The following is a 17343-nucleotide window of genomic DNA, read 5'->3' as shown; positions in this document are numbered from 1 at the left end:
GTATGCGTGAGGTGGCGGTCATCGCCTTCGCCCAGACCCAGCACACCGACCACGACGAGGGACTGACCGACTTCGAGCTGATCCACCCGGTGATCCAGGAGGTCAAGGAACGTACCGGCCTGTCGAGGTTCGGGTTCACCTGCTCCGGGAGCTGCGACTACCTGGCCGGTGCGCCGTTCTCCTTCGTCTCCGCGCTGGACTCCATCGGAGCCTGGCCGCCGATCTCGGAGAGCCACGTCGAGATGGACGCCGCGTGGGCCCTGTACGAGGCCTGGGTGCGGCTCCAGCACGGAGACGTGGACTCGGCGCTGGTCTACGGCTTCGGCAAGTCGTCCATGGGCGACCTCCGGGAGATCATGACCCTACAGCTCGACCCGTACTATCTGGCGCCGCTCGGTCTCGACCAGGTCTCCTTCGCCGCCCTGCAGGCGAGCGCGTACGGTGCGGGCCGGGCCGAGCTCGACGAGATCGTACGGCGCAGCCGCGCGGACGGCCGGAACAATCCCCACGCGCTCGACCTCGGCGACCCCGCCGGGGAGGAGTTCGAGGTCGCGCCGCTCAGGCCGTACGACGTGGCGCCGATCACCGACGGCGCCGCCGCGATCGTGCTGGCCGCGGGCGACCTCGCCCGGGAGCTGGCGGAGCGCCCCGCCTGGATCACCGGCATCGCCCACCGGATCGAGCCCCACTACCTCGGCATGCGTGACCTCACGCGGTCGCCGTCCGCGGAGGCCGCCGGCCGGGCGGCGGGGGTCGGCAAGGGGCCGGTCGACGTCGCGGAGCTGCACGCTCAGTTCAGCCACGAGGAGCTCATCCTCCGCCAGGCGCTCGAGTTGCCGGCGGAGACGGTGGTCAACCCCTCGGGCGGGGCGCTCGCGGCCAACCCCGTCATGGCGACGGGGCTGATCCGCATCGGCGAGGCAGCGTCGCGGATCCTCGACGGCGGCGCCGGCCGCACCGTCGCCCACGCCACGTCGGGCCCCTGCCTCCAGCACAACCTCGTCACCGTCCTGGAGGCGTGACCGCTCATGCCCCCGCCCCCCGCCCTTGGCCGTGATCATGCACAGGTTCGTGATCAGGGCCGCCCACCTGCGAAAACCCCTGGCGTGATCATGCACAAGTTCGTGAATTCACGCCCTGAGCCGGGAAGTCGTCGATCGTGATCATGCAATCGAGGTGCTGCCGTGGGTAACCGTTGTGCCGTGATCGGCGTCGGCCAGACGCGCTACCAGACCAAGCGGCGGGACGTCTCCATCGCCGGTCTGGTCAGGGAGGCCGCCCTCCGCGCGCTCGAAGACGCGGGCCTGACGTTCAAGGACATCGACGCCGTCGTGATCGGCAAGGCCCCCGACCTGTTCGAGGGCGTGATGATGCCCGAGGCGTACCTCGCGGACGCGCTGGGCGCGGCGGGCAAGCCGATGACGCGCGTCCACACGGCGGGGTCGGTCGGCGGGTCGACGGCGCTGGTCGGCGCGTCGCTGATCCAGGGCGGAGTGCACGACCGCGTGCTCGTGGTCGCCTTCGAGAAGCAGTCGGAGTCGAACGCGACCTGGGCGCTGTCCACGCACCTGCCGTTCAACGCCTCGCTCGTCGTCGGCGCGGGCGGGTACTTCGCGCCGCACATCCGCGAGTACATGCGCAGGTCGGGCGCGCCCGACCACATCGGCACGCTGGTCGCGGTCAAGGACCGGCAGAACGCCCTGAAGAACCCCTACGCCCATCTGAAGATCCCCGGCATCAACCGGCAGATGGTCGAGTCGACGCCGATGTTGTGGGAGCCGATCCGCTACCTCGAGACCTGCCCGTCGTCGGACGGCGCCTGCGCGATGGTGCTCGCCTCCGAGGACAAGGTGACCGGGACGCCCGCCTGGGTGCACGGCACCGCCATGCGGTCCGAGCCGATGGCGCGGGCCGATCGCGACACGGTGAGTCCGCAGGCCGGCAAGGACTGCGCGGCCGACGTCTACCGCCAGGCCGGCATCACCGATCCGCGCAGGGAGATCGACGTCGCCGAGGTGTACGTGCCCTTCTCCTGGTACGAGCCGATGTGGCTGGAGAACCTCGGCTTCGCCGCCGAAGGCGAGGGATGGAAGCTCACCGAGGCCGGCTGCACGGCGTTCGACGGCGACATCCCGTGGAACGCCTCGGGCGGAGTGCTGTCCTCCAACCCCATCGGCGCCTCCGGCCTGATCCGGTTCGCGGAGGCGGCGCTGCAGGTGAGAGGCATGGCCGGTGAACATCAGGTCGACGGCGCCCGCACGGCCCTCGGCCACGCCTACGGCGGAGGGGCGCAATTCTTCGCCATGTGGATCGTCGGAGCGCAGAAACCCTGATCGGTCAGCCCTCCCGGGAGAGAGGTCACTCGTATGGAGTTCAACCACGCCGACCTTTTCGAAGGGTTCGCGGACACGATCGGGGACAGGGTGGCCGTCGTCTGCGGCGACGCCCGTATGACATATGCCGAACTCGACGCGCAGGCCAACCGGCTCGCCCACCACCTGGCCGCCCAGGGCGTACGGCGCGGGCAGCATGTCGGGATCCAGCTCTACAACGGGCTGGAGTACATCACCGCCCTGCTGGCGGCGCTGAAGATCCGGGCCGTGCCCGTCAACGTGAACTACCGCTACGTCGAGGCGGAGCTCGTCTACCTCTACCGCGACTCCGACATCGTGGCGCTGCTGTTCGACGTCGAGTTCGACGGGAGGGTCGCCGCCGCCTCACTCGAAGCGCCGGCGCTGCGCCACCTCGTCGCCGTCGGCGGCGACTCCGCCGTCCCGGGAGCCGTGCCGTACGGCGAGGCGCTGGCAGGGCAACCCGCGACGAGGGGGTTCGAACCGCGGACCGGCGAGGACGTCTACATCATCTACACCGGCGGGACCACCGGCATGCCCAAGGGCGTGATGTGGCGGGTCGAGGACCTGTTCATGGCGTTCGGCGCCGGCAACCCGTACGGCGCGCCGCTGGAGACGCCGGAGGCGGTCATCGAGCAGGCGCGCAACGCCAGCCCGATCGTCATGATGGCCGCGCCGCCGCTGATGCACGGCGCGGCGCAGATGGGGACGTTCCTGTGCTGGTGCATGGGCTCCACCATGGTCTACGTCCGCAAGTTCGACCCGGTCGCGGTGTTGCGGGCGATCGAACGCGAGAAGGTCCTGAGCATCAACATCACCGGCGACGCGATGGCGCGCCCGCTGGCCGAGGAGATCGCCACCGGGGCGTACGACCTGTCGTCGCTCGTCGTCGTCAGCTCGACCGGGGCGATCCTCAGCGGCACCGTACGGGCGCGGCTGCAGGAGCTGCTCCCGAACACGATGATCATGGACAGCTTCGGCTCGACGGAGTCGGGCTACACGGCGTCGGGGGTCGCCGGCTCGTCGCCGGAGGCCGGGCTCAAGTACCAGCCCAACGCCCATGCGGGCATCGCCGTACTGGACGAGAAGCTCAGGCCCGTCGAGCCGGGTTCGGGCGTGATGGGCATGGTCGCGAGGTCGGGGCGCATCGCCTTCGGGTACTACAACGACCCGGACAAGACCGAGCGCACGTTCGTGACGGACGGCGACGGCACCAAGTGGCTGCTGACGGGCGACCTGGCCATGGTGGAGGAAGACGGGACGATCCAGATATTCGGCCGTGGCTCGCAGTGCATCAACACCGGCGGGGAGAAGGTCTTCCCCGAGGAGGTCGAGGCGGTGTTGAAGGGGCACCCGTCGGTGTTCGACGCCGTCGTCACCGGGATTCCGGACGACCGATGGGGGTCCCGGGTGGCCGCCGTGGTCCAGCCGTACGAGGGAACGGCTCCCACGTGGGAGGAACTGGACGTCCACTGCCGGGGGTTGTTGTCGGGGTACAAGGTTCCCCGTACCTATGCCTTCGTGGAGGAAGTGCTCCGGTCGCCGGCCGGCAAGGCCGACTACCGATGGGCCAAGCAGGTGGCCGAGTCCGCCCAACACGAGGGGTGATCATGCACAAGTGGTGAGGCCTGGGCGTGCCGAGCCGCCCGGGCTCAGCATGCCTGGGCATGCTGAGCTTGTGCATGATCACACCGAGTCGGAGGTGAGGGCGGCGACGGCTCCGAGGCCCAGGTAGACCACGCCGCTGCCGACGTCCAGGCGCCGCCGGGCCCGGGCCGACCCGCGCAGCCTCCCGGCCAGGGCCGACGACAGCAGGGCGTACCCGCCGTCGCTGACCATCCCGAGCACGATCCAGATGAGCCCCAGCACCACGATCTGCGGCGCCACGGGTCCCCGCGACGGGTCGGCGAACTGCGGCAGGAAGGCCAGAAAGAAGATCGCCGTCTTCGGGTTGAGCACGTTGACGACGAACCCCTCACCGAACAGCCGGGACCGGGACGCCCGCCGCATCTCGAAGGGCTCCTCCTCGGCGGACCGTTTGATCAGCTTGCGGACCCCCAGGTAGACCAGATAGGCCGCACCCAGGTACTTCACGATCGCGAACGCCGTCGCCGACGCCGCGAGCAGGGCGCTGATCCCGAGCGCCGCCGCGGTCACGTGCACCACCGAGCCGGCGTGCACTCCGAGCACGGACACCAGCCCCGCCGCGCGGCCTTGGGCGACGCTGCGGGTCACGATGTAGACCACTGCGGGGCCCGGCACCAGGAGCAGTGCGAGGGTCGCGGCCGCGAACAGGGCGAGCGTCGTCATGGGTGGCATGTTCGTGATGGTACGAAGTAACCGCCCGCCGGGGCATCCCGATTTTCAGCCGCCCGCGAGGGCGGCGAGCAGCGCCGCGGTCGCCGGGGGATCGGGCGGTTCGCCGTACGTCGCCGCGAACACCCGCCGCGTCGACCCGGGGATCTCGGTCACCTGGACGCCGGGATGCCGATGCGCAGACAGGGCCAGTCGCGGCAGGACGGCCACTCCCAGGCCCGCGGCCACCATGGCCTGAACCGCCACGTAGTCGTCCGTGGTGAACGAGATGCTCGGCTCGAATCCGGAGTCGGAGCACAGATCGAGCAGGTGGGCGCGGCATCGGTCGCAGCCCGCGATCCAGCGGGACTCCGCGTGGTCCGGCAGAGTCGCGGACGGCGATCCGCCGGGGGTGACGAGGAGGCTCGGCTCGTCGAGAAGCGGCGTCATCCGAAGACCGCCCGAGCCCTCGGAGGAAACGCCCGCCGGGCCGTACTGGAAGACCACCGCAACGTCCACGTCCCCGGCGCGCAACATGCGCAGCGCCTCGGGCGGTTCCGCCTCGGTCAGGCGCAGGTCCAGCCCCGGGTGATCGTGCGCGAGCCGTACAGCCGCCTCGGGGACGAGGGTCCCGAGCGCGGAGGGGAAGGCGGCCAGTCGCACCCGGCCGGCGCGGAGCCCGACATGGGCCGCCAACTCGGCCGAGGCGGAGTCGATCCGGCCGAGGATCTCGGCCGCGCGTTCCGCCAGCATCCGGCCCGCCTCGGTGAGCCGGATGCCGCGGCCTGCCCGCTGGACGAGCTTCGCCCCGGTCTCCGCCTCCAGCCGGGAGAGGTGGTGGCTGACCGAGGGCTGCGTGTAGTTGAGTTCCCGGGCCGCCGCGGTCACCGAGCCGGTCCTCGACACGGCGAGCAGGACCCGCAGCCTCACGACGTCGAGCATGCGCGCAACTTATCAATGTCTTCTATCGGTCGATGAGAAGACTTCAGTTGGACCTATGCCATGGAGGAGCGCCACGCTGGAGTCCGTGACAGAGCTTCGCGACGTGCTGGAGGCCCGGCGGCTGATCGCCGGACACCTGCCCGAGACGCCCATGTGGTCCTATCCCGTCCTCGACGCGATCGTGGGGGCGCGCGTCCACGTCAAACATGAGAACGTGCAGCCGACGGGCGCCTTCAAGGTACGCGGGGGGATCAACCTGCTGGCCCGGATGCCCGATCGGCGGCGAGGAGTTGTCGCCTACTCCACCGGCAACCACGCGCAGTCGGTGGCCTACGCCGCCCGGCTGTACGGCGTCGCGTGCTCGATCGTGATGCCGGAGAACCCCAATCCGGCCAAGGTCGCGGCCGTCGAGGCGCTCGGGGCGACGGTGACCGTCGCGGGCGCCACCATGGTCGAGGCGGCGGACCACGCTCGCGCGATGGCCGACGACCAGGGCAGACGCCTGATCAGCCCGGCCGACGAGCCGGACATCATCGCGGGAGTGGCCACGCTCTACCTCGAGATGCTGGCGGCGCGGCCCGGCCTGGACGCCGTCTTCGTCCCCGTCGGCAGCGGCACGGGCGCGGCCGCCGCGTGCCTCGTGGCAGGGGCGCTCGCCCCCCGCTGCCGGGTGATCGCCGTGCAGTCGGCCTCGGCGCCGGCAGCCCACGACTCCTGGGCGTCGAAGGAGCTCGTCACCCGGCCGTGCGAGACCGTCGTGGACGGCCTGGCGACCGGTTCCGCCTTCGCGACGACCCAGGCCGTCATGCGGGAGGGGCTGGCCGACTTCCTGCTGGTCGGCGACGACGACATCCGGCGCGCCCAGCGGATGCTCCTCGCGGAGGCCCACACGCTGGCCGAGGGCGCGGGAGCGGCGGCGCTCGCCGGGCTGCTCGCCGTACGCGAGGAGTTCGCCGGTCGTGAGGTGGCCGTGGTCTGCACGGGGGCGAACGCCGGGCCGGCCGAGCTCGAGCGGCTGCTGGCCGCCTGAGCCGGGGAGATCAGGGGGTCTGGCCGAGATCCTGGCGGGCGGCCTCCTCGACCTCGTGCAGGCTCTGCCGGGTCAGCTCCAGTTCGGATACGAGGTCGTCCAGGTCGCGGGTCCCGCTGTCGGCCGTGGAGGTGGCGGTCATCGCCGACACCTCGACCGCCCGCGCGACCAGGCCCTCGAGGTCGATCGCACCGGACTCGAGCCTGGCCAGCACCTGCGCCCGGGTCGCCGACAACCGGTCGTGGACCTGCCGCTGCGACTTCAGCGACGCGATCGACCGGTCCAGGTCGCCCACCACGTCGGCCGGCGCGGACGCGCGGGCCCGCTCGAGCCGTGCCAGCTCCTCCCGCAGGAAGGCGGGGTCGAAGCGGGCGAGCGCCGCGCCGGTGACGGACGCCTGCCCGGCCAGCCGGCGCAACGTCGCGACCGTGTCGTCCACCTGGGGGCGCATGGACGCGATCCGGTCGAGCAGGATCCGGCCCCGCATGGAGGCCGCCAGGTCGCCGAAGCCGTCCGCCGCACGTTCCGCGCGCCGTAACCACGCCTCCTCCGGGCTGCCCTTCGTGACCGGCGGTTCCACCGGCCCGGTACGGCTCTCGCCTCCGGTCGCCTGCCACGCCGACGCGAACGACTTGACCAGCCACACGGCCACGCCCACGACGACGGCCCCGGCCGGGTGCACGTTGACGGCCCACGCCGCGCCGCCCGCGGTGGCGCCCATGAGCAGTCCCCAGGGGTCGCGCAGTTCCTCACTGAAGCGGGACAAGGGGGGCTCCCGGGCTCAGAAGTTGGAGATCACGGCCGTGAACACCTGATCGATGCTTCCCGGTTCACGTGAGTCGTAGGCGGCGGCGTCGGTGGTCTGCGAGATCTGCTTGAGGACGTCCAGGTCGGCGTCCGCGCCGTACGCGATCGTGAACAGGCGGACGGTGTCCTGCCCCGCCTCCGTGCGCAGGTCGGGGAGGAGGTCGTCGAGGGTGATCGAGTTGTTGTCCTCGTTCTTGCCGTCGGTGAGCAGGACGACCGCGTTGATCGTGTCGTCGCCCCTGCGGCTCATCACGTCCTGGTAGGACGCCAGCGCGGTGTCGTACAGGCCCGTGCCCCCGTTGGGGATCAGGTCGCGGATGCGGTCCGTCAGTTCGCCCTTGGCGAGCTTCTTCACCGGGACCAGCGCCCGGTAGTCCTTGGCGCCGTCCTGGTTGAGGGAGAACATCCACAGGCCGACCTTGTCGTTCGGCCCGAACTGCGACAACGCGTTGATCGCGGCCTGCTTGGCCAGGTCGAGCTTGCTCTTACCGGTGCCGGGGACGTCCGCGCCCATGGAGCCGGACGTGTCGATGACCATCAGGACGTTGGCCGGCTTGCGCAGCTCGCCCCAGCTCTTGAGGATCTCGTCGAGCACGGCGGGAGCCGGGACGCTCAGCGTGGTGGCGGGCTCCTTGGGGTTGAGCCCGTTCTCCGCGGTGATCAGGTCGCCGGCCTTGCCGTCGAACGACCGGAAGGCGTACTTCGCGAACTCGCGCTGGCCCTCCGACCGCAGGTACTTGAGGAAGTCGTCGGCCGCGGCCTTCTTGGCGGGGTCGAGCCCGGTCAGCTCGGCGTACGGATGGTCGGAGAAGAGCGTGCCCTCCGCGGGATAGATCGCCACGAGCGGGACCTTCGGCTTGGCGTGCTGCCCGAGGGTCTTCGGGTCGCCCGACGGGTTGCCCTGGTTGTAGTCCCAGACCGACTTCTCTTCGATGGTCACGGCCGAGATGTACGACATGGCTGTGCCGGCGTCGTCCGCGTGCTGGAGATTCGACAGGAAGGTGAGCGAGATGTCGCCGTAGTGGACGATCGACCGTTCCATTCCGCTGATGAACTTCCGGGTCTTCGCGTTCGCCACATCCTGTTTCGTCAGGTCCCCCGACAGCCCCGTGGCGGCGAAGTAGGCGCCGATCGTGGCGTTCAGCCCGGATGTGGAGTAGTTCGGGTTCGTCTTGCCGAGGCGGAAGGGACCCCATTCGGGATGCCCGTACTTCGCCCAGCCCTTCGGGTCGTTGGCCAGATCGAGGATCTGCGTCCAGCCGATCTTCTTCGACGGCCATCCGAGCGCCTGGGCCATCGGCTTGGGCATGGCGATGACCAGGGGAGACGCGGCGATGGTGGGGTTCTGTGCGGGGACGGGAGCGGCCCTGTCCGCCGCGGCGGGCATCCGTTGCTGGAGCAGGCTGACCCAACCCGCGCTCGCGGGGGTCCACACGTCCGGCTTCGGGCCGTCCCTGCGGGTGTCCCAGCCGCGTGCGAGCGCCTGCATCGCGTCGCCGGACGCCTTGGTGGTCACGACCACTTCGGCGCAGCGCCCGGCGGCCTCGCGGCCGTTGTAGGCGTCGGCGATCGTGCGCAGGACCGCCGCCTTCTCGCTCGAGGCCACGATGTTCAGCTTCACACCGTCGTCGCCGCAGGCCGACTGTCCTGTGCCCGAGCCTTCCGAGCTCGATGAGCCTCCCGAGCCGCCGGCGTCCGTGCCGCCGAAGAGCGCCCGCAGGCCGACGATGAGGGCGCCCGCCACGACGATCGCGATGATGAACGGGGCGAAGCCGCGGCGACGCCGCTGCGCTGGGGGGTACACGCTTCCTCCCGAGAGGTCGGCGTTGCAGACGGAATCGCCGACATCTTTCCCGACGTTTCGCGATCCACGTTAGTTTCCGATGATCTCGTCCGGCTAACGCGCGATCATCCGTTCGGCGGCGCCGTACCCGGGCCGGAGATCCGTCCGTGGATCAGCTCGGTGAGGGTCGCGTGCACGTCCTCCAACGGTGATTCGGGATGCAGCGCCCGTCGCTCGATCGCCACAGTCAGGACCATGCCGAAGATCGCGGTCGCGGCGGTGCCGGTGTCGAGTCCGCTCCTGAGCTCTCCCGCGGCGACCGCGTCGTCGAGGACGCCCTGGTAGACGCCCAACGCGCCCGCGCGAAGCCGGATCACGACCTCCTGCCAGGCTTCGCGCCACATCTCGGCGACCAGCACACGCGCGAACGGGCCGTACTCGTCGAAGAACCGCAGTTGCGCGAGCACCACGGCGTCGAGCGCTTCGAGCGCGCCCGCCCGGCCGGCCCGCGCGGGTTCGGCACGTGTCGTTTCAGGACGCGTCGCTTCGGAACGCGTCGCTTCGAAGCGCGCCGTCTCGGGGCGGGCCGCCTCGGCCAGTGTGTCGGCGAGCCGCTGGACGCCGTGGCCGAGCAGCTCGGCGAACAGGCCTTCCTTACTGCCGAAGTTGTAGAACACGGTGCCCTTGGCGACTCCGGCCCTGTCGGCGATGGCGTCGACGGTCGTCGCGGTGAACCCCTGCTCGGCGATGAGCTCCACGGCCGCGCGATAGATCTTCTGCCGCGTCTCGCCGCGTCGCCCTCCCGGCTCGGCGGGCGCCGGCCTGGCCGCGCCGGTCACAGCGCCAGCTCCGGCTTGAGACGCTGCACGGTCCAGGTGCGGCCCTTCCGGACGGCCAGCACGGTGACCGTCAGGCCGAGGACGACGAAGGCGGTGAGCACGCCGCCACCCTGCCACACCACGGTCAGGTCGCCGCCACTGATCAGCCGCCGCATTCCGGCGACCACCCAGCTCATCGGCAGCCACGGGGAGACGGCCTGGAAGAAGCCCGGCGAGGTCTCGATGGGGTAGGTGCCGGCGGCCGAGGTGAGCTGCAGCATCAGCAGCGCGAGCACGGCGACCCGCCCGGGCGGGCCGAGGAGCGCGTTCACCGCCTGGACGATCGCGAGGAAGGCCGCGGCCGTCAGCACGAGGAACGCGGCGACCCCGGCCCAGTGTTCGGCCGACAGTCCGAGGCCGAGCCGGAGGACGGCCAGCAGCACCGCGACCTGCAGAGCCCCGAGCGCGAGCCCCGGCAGCCAGCCCGCGAGAGCCGTACGCCACGCGGGAGCCGATCCCGCGACCAGGCGCGGGTTCATCGGGCGCAGGACCATGTAGGTGATCATCGCGCCCACCCACAGGGCCAGCGGCACGAAGAACGGCGCGAAGCCCGTGCCGTAGTTGGGCACCCCGTTGTCGACCTCGGTGTCCAGCCGGACGGGATCGCTCATCATGCCCGTACGGCTGCCGCGGTCGGCCGTCCCGTAATCCGGGATTTTGGCCGCGCCGTCGCTCAGACCTGTGGCCAGGTCGCTCGCGCCGTCGGTCAGCTTGACCAGGCCGGTGTCGAGCCTTCCCGCCCCGCCGTACAGCTGGTCGATGCCGCCGTCGAGCCGGTCGGCTCCGGAGGCCAGGGTGCCGAGACCCGCGTCGAGCGAACCCGCGCCGGCGTCGAGCCTGCCGAGCCCCGCCGACAAGTCGCGGGCTCCGTCGTGCAGGGTCCCGAGTCCGCCGGCCAGCGACGTGGCGCCGTCGAGCGCCTCGCCCGTGCCCCGGTGCAGGCTCGCCGCGCCGTCCGAGAGCCGCTTCAGGCCGTGGTCGAGGTCGTTGAACTCGTCCCGCGCGTGATCGAGCCGGGTCCCGAGCTCGGGCGCGGCGTCCGCGACCTGGCGGGCGCCGTCCGCGACGGCCCGCGCCTCGGCCGCGAGGTCCCGCAGCTCCTGCGACTCGGAGGCGTCCGCCTTGTCGGCCAGCCGGTCCGCGTCGTCGGCGAGGCGAAGGGCCGCGCCCCGAACCCGCTCGCCGTTCGCCGTCAGGACGGGGGCGAAGGTGTCGGCGGCCTCGTTGACGGTGGGGGACAGGGCGTGCACCTGGTCGTAGGCCTGCTTGTTCCCCTTGGCGAGCGTGGCGGACCCCTTGTCGAGGGCCGACACCCCCTTGCGGAGATCGGCCGCGCCTTTGTCGGCCGTGGCGAGTCCGGAGGTCAGGTCGCGTGCGCCGCCGGCGGCGTCGTCCAGGCCCCCGGCCAGGGTCCGGGAACCGCGGTGGAGCGTCGCGGCTCCGGCTGAGAGGCCGCCCGCGGCGTCCTGGGCGTCCCCGAGTCCGCTGCGCAGGGTGGCCGCGCCGTCTCTGGCGGAGGCCGTCCCGTCGTGGAGCCGCCCGGCCCCGTCGGCGGCCTCGGCGGTCTGGTCGTGCAGGTCGCCGAAGGACAGGAAGATCTGGTCGAGATAGCCGTGGACGGCGCTCTGGCCGGCCGCCTGCTTGACCTCCTCGAACACGGCGTCGGAGATCGAACGGACGATGTAGCTGCGCCCGGTGTCCACGCGGACCCCGAGTCTCGCCGGGGTCGGGTCCCCGTCGCCGGACGGCGAGGCCAGGTCGGCGCTGAAGTCCTTGGGGATGGTGAGGGAGAGGTAGTAGGTGCCGTCCTCGACGCCCTGGGCCGCCCCAGTGGCGTCGACGTCATGCCAGGCGAAGACGTCGCGCTCCTTCAGTTCGGCGGCCAGTTCGCGGCCCGCGTCGATCGTCTCGCCGTCGGCGGTGGCGGGCTGATCCTCGACGACCAGGGCCACCGGGAGGTGCTTGAGGTTGCCCTGCGGGTCCCAGAACGACCACAGGTAGAGGCCCGCGTAGAGGAGGGGCAGCGTCACCACGCCCACCAGGGCGATCCTCGTGAGCCGCGACCGCATGAAACGCCGCAGTTCGAGCCGTCCGAGATTCACTGTTCCCCCTGGAGCGCGCCGGGCACGGAGGCGCCGGCCGCGAATGTGGCGGTGACGGCTGTGTCGATGGCGGATGTGTCGGCGGCGGGTGTGAGCGTGACGACGGCGTCGGCGACCCAACCGGCCATGCGCGTGTCGGTGCAGGTCGCGATGACCGTGAGCCCGGCGTCGGCGAGCTCGCGAAGAGTCCGCCACAGTGCCCTGCGCCTGTCCTCGGGCAGGCCGGAGTCGGTGTCGTCGACCACGAGAAGGCGAGGCTCGTCGAGCAGGGCGAGGGCGATCCCGAGGCGTACCGTCTGGTCCCGCATGAGGCGCCTGACCAGCGTCCGGTCGCCGTCGGGAAGGGCGCCCGGGTCCAGGCCCGCGCGGGCGAACGCCGCTCTGACGACGTCGGTGTTCCTGCGGCGCCGGAAGCGGAGCCTCTCGTTGAGGTGCTCCCGTACGGACAGGGCGTCGTCGAACGCGTTGACCTCGGTGAGGAGGCCCAGCGCCGCGATCCGCTGGATCTTGTGCCGTGAGGTGAGGCCGTCCACCGTGAGCATGCCCTCGGTCGGCCTCATCCGTCCCGCCAGCGTGAGCAGCAGGCTCGTGCGGCCGCTGCCGGCCTCCCCTTCGATCACGGTGAGCGTCCCGGGGGCGGCTCTGAGCGACACGTCGCGATAGACCCAGCCGTGCGGCCCGTTGAGGGAGAGCCTGTCGGCGCGTGCGTCGGCTCCCATGAAGGCCGCGGTCTTCGCGGCGTCCTGGACTGTCATCGCAATCCTTTGAACTGACCAGTCGGTACAAAAACGAGCCTACTCCTCAGCCCGTCCCGAAACGTCAGCCCGTCAGTGTGATGTGCACAACCCCACCCCTATGGGGCGTCGCAGGTGGGACGCCCTCCGGCCGAGGTTGTGCATGATCACACTCAGCGTTGCCGCAGGTGAGGCACCCTTGTTCCGAACCTGTGCATGATCACGGGTGGAGGTAGGTGGACAGGAAGAGGGCTTCGGCGGTGATGATGCGGCGGAGTTCGTCGAGGATCACGCGCTCGTTCGGCGCGTGGATGGAGGCGTCCTCGTCCTCGACCCCGTAGAGCAGGATCTCCGCCTGCGGGTGGAGGGCGGCCAGCTTCGCGACCAGCGGGATCGACCCGCCCTGCCCGACCTCGCGCGGAGCGCGGCCGAAGGCGTGCTCCATCGCCTTCTCGATCGCCGCCCGCGCCGGACCCCCCTCGGGGGCGCGGAAGCCGGAACCGGTGACCAGGTCGTCGAACGACACCTGGACGCCCCAGGGCGCGACCTCCGCGAGGAAGGCGGTCACGGTCTTCAGCGCCGTCGCGGCGTCACCCGACGGAGGGATGCGGATCGTGACGCGGGCCCGGGCCACCGCCTGGACCGCGTTGATCGCCCCGGACACGCTGGGCACGTCGAGCCCGGTCACGGTGATGGAGTACGACGCCCAGACCCGGTCGGCGATCGATCCGGAGCCGACCAGGGAGACGCCGTCGAGAACGCCCGCAGTCGCACGGAACTCCTTCTCGGAGGAGCTCTCGCCGGGGAAGGTCCCCCGCTCCAGGCCCGGCACCCGGACGTCGCCGGCGTCGTCGTGCATGGCGGTCAGCATGCGCATCAGCGCGGACAGGGCGTCCGGGGCCGCGCCGCCGAACGATCCGCTGTGTACGGCGTCGCCGAGCGAGCGCACCTCGACCGTGAAGGCGGCCATGCCGCGCAGCATGGTCGTCAGCGCGGGGTCGCCCACCTTCGGGTTGCCGACGTCGCCGATGACCATTGCGTCGGCGTCCACCAGTTCGGGACGGGCCTCCACGAGCGACTCGAGCCGTTCGCCGGCGTATTCCTCCTGGCCCTCGACGATGACCTTCAGGCCGACGGGGAAGTCGCCCTGGAAGACGCGCAGTGCCGCGATGTGGGCGATCAGGCCGCCCTTGTCGTCGGCCGCGCCTCTGCCGTACATCGCGCCGCCGATCAGCGTCGGCTCGAACGGCGGGGTACGCCACAGGGCGACGTCGCCGGAGGGCTGCACGTCGTAGTGCGCGTAGAGCAGCACGGTCGGGGCGCCGGCCGGCGCGGGGGCCGTGGCGTAGACGGCGGGGAAGCTGCCCTCGACGGGAATCAGTTCGACGTGGGGGAGGCCGACCGAGCGCAGCAGGTCCGCTACGGCCGCCGCGGCCTCGTGCACCGGTGCCTCCGGATGCCCGGGGAACGCGACGGACGGGATCGACACGAGCTTCGTGAGGTCCTCGATCGCCTGCGGCATTCCCGCCTCGACGGCTGTTTCGATCTCCGCAGGGGTCACGGCGATTTCTCCAGAATGTAGTGATTTAGGGCCTGCTGGGCCGTTGGGTCTGCCCATTGGACCACATCCGCTGGTCGGCGGCCGCCGCGCGGGCGGCGGGATCGCAGAATCAAGGCTCACGGATTTCGTTGTGGTTACATGTCGATATCACGGATTCCGAACTTCTCGGATACTGCAACCACGTAATCACTTGGCAAAATGCGATAACGACATGCACACTGTGCACAGCACCTATCGCCTGAGGGAAGGTTGCGATGACGCGCCCGGACGTTCTCAAAGCCGCACAAGACAACCTGTGGATGCATTTCACCCGGCACAGTTCCCATGACGGCGCGGAAGTGCCGATGATCGTGAAGGGCGAGGGCGCCTACGTCTATGACATCCACGGCAAGCGGTACCTCGACGGTCTCGCCGGGCTGTTCGTCGTACAGGTGGGCCACGGCCGCGCCGAGCTCGCCGAGGCGGCCGCCAAGCAGGCCAAGGAGCTGGCCTTCTTCCCGCTCTGGTCGTACGCCCATCCCAAGGCCGCCGAGTTGGCGGCCAGACTCGCAGAGCTCACCCCAGGCGACCTGAACCGGGTCTTCTTCACGACCGGCGGAGGCGAGGCCGTCGAGTCGGCCTGGAAGCTCGCCAAGCAGTACTTCAAAACCCAGGGCAAGCCCCTCAAGACCAAGGTGATCAGCCGTTCGATCGCCTACCACGGAACCCCGCACGGCGCCCTTTCCCTCACCGGCATCCCCAGCCTCAAGCAGGTCTTCGAGCCGCTGGTCCCCGGCGCGCTGAAGGTCCCCAACACCAACCTCTACCGGGCCGACGAGATCTCCGGCTTCCCCGGCTTCGACAAGGACCCCGAGGCGTTCGGCCGCTGGGCCGCCGACCAGGTCGGCAAGGCCATCGAGATGGAGGGCCCGGACACCGTCGCCGCCGTCTTCGTCGAGCCGGTGCAGAACGCCGGAGGGTGTTTCCCGCCGCCCCCCGGATACTTCCAGCGGCTGCGCGAGATCTGCGACGAGAACGACGTGCTGCTCGTCTCCGACGAGGTCATCTGCGCCTTCGGCCGCCTCGGCACGATGTTCGGCGGCTACAAGTTCGACTACGTGCCCGACATCATCACCTGCGCCAAGGGTCTGACCAGCGGATACGCGCCCATCGGTGCGATGATCGCGTCCGAGCGGCTGTTCGAGCCGTTCCGGCACGGCGACGAGACGTTCGCGCACGGCTACACGTTCGGCGGGCACCCGGTGGCCTCCGCCGTGGCGCTGGCCAACCTCGACATCTTCGAGCGTGAGGACCTGCTCGGCCACGTCACGGCCAACGAGCCGGTCTTCCGCTCCACGCTCGAGAAGCTCCTCGACCTGCCGATCGTCGGCGACGTCCGTGGGGCGGGATACTTCTACGGAATCGAGCTCGTCAAGGACAAGTCGACCAAGCAGACCTTCAACGACGAGGAGTGCGAACGGCTGCTGCGCGGATTCTTGTCCAAGGCCCTGTTCGAAGCGGGCCTGTACTGCCGGGCCGACGACCGCGGTGACCCCGTGGTGCAGCTCGCTCCGCCGCTCATCTGCGGCCCCAAGGAGTTCGACGAGATCGAGTCGATCCTCCGGTCCGTCCTCACCGAGGCCTGGGCCCGTCTCTGACCGACAAACTCGGTACGGCCAGGCGGCGCCTGGCCGTACCGAGTCAGCCTGAAAGGATTCATCCCATGAAGATCGGCGTCCCTGCCGAGGTCAAGAACCACGAGTACCGTGTCGCCGCCACTCCGGCGGGCGTGCACGAACTCGTCCGTCACGGACACGACGTCCACGTCCAGCGTGGCGCGGGTCTGGGATCGCACATCACGGACGAGGAGTACCTCGCGGTCGGTGCCAAGATCCTCGACACGGCCGACGCGGTCTGGGGTGAGTCCGAGATGGTGCTCAAGGTCAAGGAGCCCATCGCCGAGGAGTACGGCAGGCTCCGTTCGGACCTCGTGCTGTTCACCTACCTCCACCTGGCCGCCTCGCGGCCCTGCACCGACGCGCTGCTGTCGGCCGGGACCACCGCGATCGCCTACGAGACCGTGCAGGTGGGCAACACCCTGCCCCTCCTCGCCCCGATGTCGGAGGTCGCCGGTCGCCTGGCTCCCCAGGTCGGCGCGTACAACCTGATGCGCTTCAACGGCGGCCGCGGCGTCCTGCCGGGCGGGGTCCCCGGAGTCGCCCCGGCCAAGGTCGTCGTCATCGGCGGCGGCGTCTCCGGGCTCAACGCGGCGCAGATCGCCGTCGGCATGGGCGCCGACGTGACGATCCTCGACGTCAACATCGACCGGCTGCGCTTCATCGACGCGATCTACCAGGGCCGGCTGAAGACGCTCGTCTCCACCGCGTACGCCCTCGAGCAGGCCGTGCTCGAAGCCGACCTGGTCATCGGCGCGGTCCTCATCCCGGGCGCCAAGGCTCCGACACTGGTCTCCAACGAGCTGGTCTCGCGCATGAAGCCGGGTTCGGTGCTCGTCGACATCGCGATCGACCAGGGCGGCTGCTTCGAGGACTCGCGGCCGACCACGCACGCCGACCCCACCTTCACGGTGCACAACTCGATCTTCTACTGCGTGGCCAACATGCCGGGCTCGGTGGCCAACACCTCCACGTTCGCGCTGACCAACGCGACGCTGCCCTACGCCGTCAAGCTGGCGGACCGGGGCTGGCGGGAGGCGCTGCGTGCGGACGCCGCACTCCAGCTCGGGCTCAACACCCACGCGGGTGTGCTCACGAACGAGCCGGTGGCCGTCGCGCACGGCAGCGCGTTCACCCCGGTGGCCGACGTCCTCGCCGCCTGAGCCGGGCCGCCGCCTGAGCCGGGCCCGCCGCAAGAGCGGCGT

The 17343-nt window shown here is 70.7% G+C and carries 14 protein-coding genes; 6 read left to right on the top strand and 8 right to left on the bottom strand.

Annotated elements, in window-relative coordinates:
* Positions 1 to 2 precede the first annotated feature (2 nt).
* The 3 genes from Pph01_RS28205 (at position 3) to Pph01_RS28195 (ending at position 3959) form a co-directional block, all read left to right on the top strand.
* Positions 3 to 1022, top strand: coding sequence for a thiolase family protein (locus Pph01_RS28205; RefSeq protein WP_204076193.1), 1020 nt, complete (start codon positions 3 to 5; stop codon positions 1020 to 1022).
* A 162-nt stretch (positions 1023 to 1184) separates the two neighbouring features.
* Complete coding sequence (locus Pph01_RS28200; RefSeq protein ID WP_204076192.1) at positions 1185 to 2333, top strand: thiolase family protein; 1149 nt, start codon at positions 1185 to 1187, stop codon at positions 2331 to 2333.
* A gap of 33 nt (positions 2334 to 2366) precedes the next feature.
* Positions 2367 to 3959, top strand: coding sequence for an acyl-CoA synthetase (locus Pph01_RS28195; protein WP_204076191.1), 1593 nt, complete (start codon positions 2367 to 2369; stop codon positions 3957 to 3959).
* 78 nt (positions 3960 to 4037) lie between these two features.
* Here the strand turns inward: Pph01_RS28195 and Pph01_RS28190 are convergent, their stop codons facing one another.
* Together Pph01_RS28190 and Pph01_RS28185 are read right to left on the bottom strand one after the other, a co-directional pair.
* Entirely contained in the window at positions 4038 to 4670 is a 633-nt protein-coding gene (locus Pph01_RS28190) for a LysE family translocator (protein WP_204076190.1), read from the bottom strand.
* A 45-nt stretch (positions 4671 to 4715) separates the two neighbouring features.
* Complete coding sequence (locus tag Pph01_RS28185; RefSeq protein WP_204076189.1) at positions 4716 to 5588, bottom strand: LysR family transcriptional regulator; 873 nt, start codon at positions 5586 to 5588, stop codon at positions 4716 to 4718.
* Between the two features lie 85 nt (positions 5589 to 5673).
* On the opposite strand from Pph01_RS28185, the gene Pph01_RS28180 reads away from it, so the two are divergent.
* A complete protein-coding gene (locus Pph01_RS28180) occupies positions 5674 to 6618 on the top strand; it encodes a threonine ammonia-lyase (protein ID WP_239117068.1) in 945 nt (314 codons plus the stop codon).
* A gap of 10 nt (positions 6619 to 6628) precedes the next feature.
* On the opposite strand, the gene Pph01_RS28175 is transcribed toward Pph01_RS28180, so the two are convergent.
* From Pph01_RS28175 to Pph01_RS28150, 6 genes are all read right to left on the bottom strand, one after another.
* On the bottom strand, positions 6629 to 7384 hold the full coding sequence (locus tag Pph01_RS28175; protein ID WP_204076187.1) for a hypothetical protein: 756 nt from the start codon (positions 7382 to 7384) through the stop codon (positions 6629 to 6631).
* 15 nt (positions 7385 to 7399) lie between these two features.
* Positions 7400 to 9229 carry a substrate-binding and VWA domain-containing protein gene (locus tag Pph01_RS28170; protein WP_204076186.1) on the bottom strand — a complete coding sequence of 610 codons (1830 nt, stop codon included), beginning with the start codon at positions 9227 to 9229 and terminating at the stop codon, positions 7400 to 7402.
* A gap of 104 nt (positions 9230 to 9333) precedes the next feature.
* Positions 9334 to 10047, bottom strand: coding sequence for a TetR/AcrR family transcriptional regulator (locus Pph01_RS28165; protein WP_204076185.1), 714 nt, complete (start codon positions 10045 to 10047; stop codon positions 9334 to 9336).
* Positions 10044 to 12188 carry a YhgE/Pip domain-containing protein gene (locus Pph01_RS28160; protein ID WP_239117067.1) on the bottom strand — a complete coding sequence of 715 codons (2145 nt, stop codon included), beginning with the start codon at positions 12186 to 12188 and terminating at the stop codon, positions 10044 to 10046. The genes Pph01_RS28165 and Pph01_RS28160 overlap by 4 nt, the downstream gene beginning before the upstream one ends.
* Complete coding sequence (locus Pph01_RS28155; RefSeq protein WP_204076184.1) at positions 12185 to 12943, bottom strand: ABC transporter ATP-binding protein; 759 nt, start codon at positions 12941 to 12943, stop codon at positions 12185 to 12187. The genes Pph01_RS28160 and Pph01_RS28155 overlap by 4 nt, the downstream gene beginning before the upstream one ends.
* A gap of 199 nt (positions 12944 to 13142) precedes the next feature.
* Positions 13143 to 14483 (bottom strand): M20/M25/M40 family metallo-hydrolase, encoded by a 1341-nt coding sequence (locus Pph01_RS28150; protein ID WP_204076183.1) that lies wholly within the window; start codon positions 14481 to 14483, stop codon positions 13143 to 13145.
* Between the two features lie 254 nt (positions 14484 to 14737).
* Here Pph01_RS28150 and Pph01_RS28145 point away from each other — a divergent pair, with 254 nt between their 5' ends.
* A complete protein-coding gene (locus Pph01_RS28145) occupies positions 14738 to 16120 on the top strand; it encodes an aspartate aminotransferase family protein (RefSeq protein ID WP_204076182.1) in 1383 nt (460 codons plus the stop codon).
* A gap of 65 nt (positions 16121 to 16185) precedes the next feature.
* Entirely contained in the window at positions 16186 to 17301 is a 1116-nt protein-coding gene (gene ald / locus Pph01_RS28140) for an alanine dehydrogenase (protein WP_204076181.1), read from the top strand.
* The last annotated feature ends 42 nt before the right edge of the window (positions 17302 to 17343 follow it).

Source organism: Planotetraspora phitsanulokensis (assembly GCF_016863295.1).
Taxonomy (GTDB): domain Bacteria; phylum Actinomycetota; class Actinomycetes; order Streptosporangiales; family Streptosporangiaceae; genus Planotetraspora; species Planotetraspora phitsanulokensis.
Note: the sequence above shows the minus strand (reverse complement) of the source record. Positions and strands in the feature narration are given on the sequence as shown.

Bases quoted from the DNA above. Each gene is read 5' to 3' on its own strand.
- Pph01_RS28195 (WP_204076191.1), top strand. From the start codon at position 2,367: ATGGAGTTCAACCACGCCGACCTTTTCGAAGGGTTCGCGGACACGATC.
- Pph01_RS28145 (WP_204076182.1), top strand. From the start codon at position 14,738: ATGACGCGCCCGGACGTTCTCAAAGCCGCACAAGACAACCTGTGGATG.
- Pph01_RS28190 (WP_204076190.1), bottom strand. From the start codon at position 4,670: ATGCCACCCATGACGACGCTCGCCCTGTTCGCGGCCGCGACCCTCGCA.
- Pph01_RS28155 (WP_204076184.1), bottom strand. From the start codon at position 12,943: ATGACAGTCCAGGACGCCGCGAAGACCGCGGCCTTCATGGGAGCCGAC.
- Pph01_RS28185 (WP_204076189.1), bottom strand. From the start codon at position 5,588: ATGCTCGACGTCGTGAGGCTGCGGGTCCTGCTCGCCGTGTCGAGGACC.
- ald (WP_204076181.1), top strand. From the start codon at position 16,186: ATGAAGATCGGCGTCCCTGCCGAGGTCAAGAACCACGAGTACCGTGTC.
- Pph01_RS28205 (WP_204076193.1), top strand. From the start codon at position 3: ATGCGTGAGGTGGCGGTCATCGCCTTCGCCCAGACCCAGCACACCGAC.